The organism is Nocardiopsis sp. TNDT3, assembly GCF_003427465.1.
Taxonomy (GTDB): domain Bacteria; phylum Actinomycetota; class Actinomycetes; order Streptosporangiales; family Streptosporangiaceae; genus Nocardiopsis; species Nocardiopsis dassonvillei.
The window spans coordinates 1-2,108 of the sequence record NZ_QPFC01000777.1 but is presented as its reverse complement, the minus strand read 5'-3'; the positions used below and the strand labels follow the sequence as shown (position 1 = coordinate 2,108).

The window sequence follows — 2,108 nt, the reverse complement described above, 5'->3', positions numbered from 1 at the left end:
GCGGCCGATCGCGGTGGGCACCCCGCTCGGCCGTCCGGAGCCGCTGTTCGCCAAGCTCGACCAGTCGGTCGTGGACGAGGAGCTGGCCCGCCTGGAGGGCGCCGCCGGGTAGGCCCCGGCCGCGGCGGGGAGAAGGACGACCGCGCCGGCGGGCACCGCCCGTCGGCGCTTCTTCGTGGAGGAACGTGAGCATGGGAAAGCGCAGCGGCAGAGCGGTCAGGGAGCGCAACGACCAGACGCCCCCTCCGGTACCCGAACCCCTGCGCGTACCGGTCGCCGACAGCCACACCCACATGGACATGCAGACCCCGGAGGTCGAGGAGATCATCGCCGCCGCCGAGGGCGTCGGGGTGACCCCGCTCGTCCAGGTGGGCGTGGACCTGGCCTCCTCGCGGTGGGCGGCCGAGGTGGCCGCCGCGCACCCGGGCCGGGTGTGGGCGGCGGTGGCCCTGCACCCCAACGAGGCGCCGCGCATCGTGCACGGTGACGGCGCCCCGGGCGTGGAGGTGGACGACACCGACTGGGCGGGCAAGCTCCGCGAGCCCGGCGGGACGGCGGAGCTGGAGGCGCAGCTGGCCGCCGTCGACGAGTTGGCCGCTCTGCCCCAGGTGGTGGCGGTCGGCGAGACCGGCATGGACACCTTCCGCACCGGCCCCGAGGGCGCGCGGGCCCAGGAGGAGTCCTTCCGCCGCCACATCGACATCGCCAGGCGCCACGGCAAGGCCGTGATGATCCACGACCGCGACGCCCACGAGGACGTGCTGCGGATCCTGGAGGAGGAGGGCGCGCCGGACAGGGTGGTCTTCCACTGCTTCTCCGGCGACGCGGCCATGGCCAAGGTGTGCGCCGAGCACGGGTACTTCATGAGCTTCGCGGGCAACGTCACCTTCGCCAGCGCCGAATCCCTGCGCGAGGCCGCCGCGGCGGCGCCGCCGGAGCTGATGCTGGTGGAGACCGACGCGCCCTTCCTCACCCCCAAGCCCTACCGGGGCCGTCCCAACGCCCCCTACCTGATCCCGCACACGCTGCGGACGCTGGCGGGGGTCAAGGGCATGGACGAGGACGAACTGGCCGGGATCATCGCGGGCAACGCGGGACGCGCCTTCGGGTTCTGACCCCGGGATCCGCGGATCCGGGCCCCCGCCGTCACGAACGGCGGCGGGGCCGCGCGTCCCGCCGGGAACGTGGGGACCCCGCCCTGGCGACCGCGCGCCGCCCACGCCGCAGGCGGCGCGCCAGCTCTAGCCGCCCCGCTTGCGCGGGAAGGCTGCGCGCGAAGCGCGTCCGTTGAGGGTGGTGGCGGGTGACGGGTGGGAGTTCTCCCGGCCCTGCCGGTCGGCGGCCTTCCACTGCCTGCGGCGCTCGGCTCGCAGTCGCGCGTCGCCCCGGGAGCGGTTCCACTCGGACTCGCGCCGGAGCCGGTTCCAGCGCTCCAGCCGCCGGGCGTCCAGCTCGCCCTCGTCCACGGCGGCGGTGACCGCGCAGCCGGGCTCGCTGCCGTGACGGCAGTCCCGGAAGCGGCACTGTTCGGCGAGGTCGGAGATGTCGGCGAAGGTCCGGTCCACGCCCCGCGCGTCGCCGGGCACGTCGATGCGCCGCACCCCGGGGATGTCCAGGACCAGCGCTCCGCCCGGCAGCTGGAGGAGCTGGCGGCGGGTGGTGGTGTGCCGCCCCCGCCGGTCGTGGCGGATCTCGCCGGTGTCCATCAGCTTCCGCCCGGCCACCGCGTTGACCAGGCTGGACTTGCCCGCTCCGGAGGTGCCGAGCAGGACCCAGGTGGTGCCGGGCAGGAACCGCGCGGCCAGTTCCTCCACACCGAGGCCGGTGTGCGCGCTGACGGTGTGCACGTCGGCGCCCGCGGTCACCGAGCCGACGAGTTCGAGTACCTCGGGGAGGCGGTCCCCGGCCAGTTCGGCCTTGGTGACCGCCACGACCGGGGTCGCCCCGCTCGCCCAGGCCAGGCTGAGGAAGCGTTCGAGGCGGCCCACGTTGGGCCCCTGGTCGGCGGCCTCGCAGACCAGGACGCCGTCGATGTTGGCGGCCAGGACCTGGTCGTGGGAGTCGCGGGCCACGCCCTGGCGGACGAGGCTGCCGGAGCGTTCGAGGAC

Annotated in this window: 2 protein-coding genes; one reads left to right on the top strand and one right to left on the bottom strand. The window is 75.3% G+C overall.

Annotated features, from left to right (window positions below; translation table 11 throughout):
• Window positions 1-191: 191 nt before the first annotated feature.
• Window positions 192-1,115 carry a TatD family hydrolase gene (locus tag DQW06_RS19145; protein ID WP_013155072.1) on the top strand — a complete coding sequence of 308 codons (924 nt, stop codon included), beginning with the start codon at window positions 192-194 and terminating at the stop codon, window positions 1,113-1,115.
• Between the two features lie 126 nt (window positions 1,116-1,241).
• Here the strand turns inward: DQW06_RS19145 and rsgA are convergent.
• On the bottom strand, window positions 1,242-2,108 hold an 867-nt coding region (gene rsgA, locus DQW06_RS19140), incomplete at its 5' end, for a ribosome small subunit-dependent GTPase A (protein WP_117199038.1).

Excerpts from the sequence above, each read along its gene's own strand:
- DQW06_RS19145 (WP_013155072.1), top strand. The coding sequence starts at position 192 with ATGGGAAAGCGCAGCGGCAGAGCGGTCAGGGAGCGCAACGACCAGACG.